The 1,490-nt window shown below is 70.5% G+C and carries 1 protein-coding gene and 1 pseudogene; both read right to left on the reverse strand.

What is annotated here, in order from left to right:
* Positions 1-209: pseudogene (locus ACQKIP_RS47260) on the reverse strand (hypothetical protein); the annotation flags it as partial.
* Positions 206-1,480 (reverse strand): MFS transporter, encoded by a 1,275-nt coding sequence (locus ACQKIP_RS47265; RefSeq protein ID WP_427745842.1) that lies wholly within the window; start codon positions 1,478-1,480, stop codon positions 206-208. The pseudogene ACQKIP_RS47260 and the gene ACQKIP_RS47265, both read right to left, overlap by 4 nt.
* Positions 1,481-1,490 lie beyond the last annotated feature (10 nt).

Below are 1,490 nucleotides of genomic sequence, written 5' to 3' on the forward strand. Positions count from 1 at the left end.
GAGCCCGCGTCCGTGACGTCGAGCACCGGGCAGGGCTTCGGATTGCGCTGGCAGAACAGCAGCATGTCGTACGCCCAGTCGGCGGGCACGGCGATCAGATTGGCCTGGGTGTGACCGGCCGCCCAGCCCGCGGTCGGGCCGCTGGTGCCCGAACGGAAGAGCGCGCGGGCCTCCCGGGGGCTCCGGAGCGCCGTGGTCGCGGGGCTCATACCAGCTCCTTTCCGCGCGTCTCGGGCAGCCCGAGCAGCGCGAGCACGGCGATCGCGTAACCGATCGCGCCGAAGACCAGCGCGCCGCCCACGCCCCAGCTGTCGGCCAGGAAGCCGACCATGGTGGGGAACACGGCGCCCACGGCACGGCCGGTGTTGTACGTGAAGCCCTGCCCGGTGCCGCGCACGGCCGCCGGATAGAGCTCGCTGAGGAACGATCCGAAGCCGCTGAAAATGGCCGACATGCAGAAGCCGAGCGGGAAACCGAGCACAAGGAGAAGGCCGTTGGCCCCGTCCGGGATGTTCGTGTACGCCAGGATGCTGGCCGCGGAGAGGAACGCGAAGAGCGTGATGTTGCGCTTGCGGCCGAGTATGTCGGTGAGATAGCCGCCTGCGAGATAGCCGATGAAGGCGCCGGAGATCAGGAACGTGAGGTACCCGCCCGTGCCGACCACGGTGAGTCCGCGTTCGCTCTTCAGGTACGTGGGCACCCAGGTGGCGAGCGTGTAGTAGCCGCCCTGCACGCCGGTGGAGAGCAGCACCGCGAAGAGCGTGATGCGCAGGAGCCCCGGCTTGAAGATCGCGGTGAACGCCCCCTTGTGCGCGCTCTTCTTGCGCTCCTCGGCCGCTTCGGGGGCGTCGTGGACGTTGCGCCGTACGTAGACGACGAGCAGGGCGGGCAGCGCGCCGGTCCAGAACATCACGCGCCAGGCGGTGTCCGCGTCCAGGAACTGGAACACCACGGTGTAGACGATCACCGCGAGCGCCCAGCCGACCGCCCAGGCGCTCTGGATCGCGCCGAGCGTGCGGCCGCGGTTCTTGGCGGTGGCGTACTCGGCGACCAGGATCGCGCCGACCGCCCACTCACCGCCGAAGCCGAGGCCCTGGAGGGCGCGGAAGACCAGCAGCGTCTCGTAGTTGGGCGCGAAGCCGCAGGCGACGGTGAAGACGGCGTACGTGATTACCGTGATCAGCAGGGCCTTGACCCGGCCGATCCGGTCCGCGACCACTCCGGCGATCGCGCCGCCGATGGCGGAGACGACCAGCGTGACCGTGGTGAGCAGGCCGGTCTGGCCGCTGTCCAGGCCGAAGTACGCGGCGATCGCGACCATGCTCAGCGGCAGCGTGAAGTAGTCGTAGGAGTCGAGGGCGTAGCCGCCGAAGGCGCCTCCGAAGGCGCGGCGGCCACGCGGGCCGAGGGCGCGCAGCCAGCCGAACGCGCCGTTGTCGTCGGCGGTTTCGCCGTCCTTGGGGAGCGGCTCGGTCGGCAGGGCCTGGGGC

The organism is Streptomyces sp. NPDC059900 (assembly GCF_050270335.1).
GTDB lineage: Bacteria > Actinomycetota > Actinomycetes > Streptomycetales > Streptomycetaceae > Streptomyces.